This is a genomic window from Pseudomonas sp. MCal1 (assembly GCF_026341415.1).
Lineage (GTDB): Bacteria > Pseudomonadota > Gammaproteobacteria > Pseudomonadales > Pseudomonadaceae > Aquipseudomonas.
Genome location: NZ_JAKUMP010000046.1, coordinates 1 through 244 on the forward strand (window position 1 = coordinate 1; position 244 = coordinate 244).

General features: G+C 47.1%; 1 tRNA gene. It reads right to left on the bottom strand.

The features are described from left to right. Nucleotides 1-88: 88 nt before the first annotated feature. A tRNA-Ala gene (locus MKZ87_RS28895) sits at nt 89-164 on the bottom strand. Between the last annotated feature and the right edge of the window lie 80 nt (nt 165-244).

A 244-nucleotide genomic window follows, 5' to 3' on the forward strand; every position in this document is an offset into this window, starting at 1 on the left:
TTTTTAAAGAACGATCTAATCAAAAGACTAGAAATCAATATTCAAATCGAATATTCATTTCTAAACTCTCAAACTTCGAAGCAGTTTATGGTGGAGCCAAGCGGGATCGAACCGCTGACCTCCTGCGTGCAAGGCAGGCGCTCTCCCAGCTGAGCTATGGCCCCATAACAAAATTGGTGGGTCTGGGCAGATTCGAACTGCCGACCTCACCCTTATCAGGGGTGCGCTCTAACCAACTGAGCTA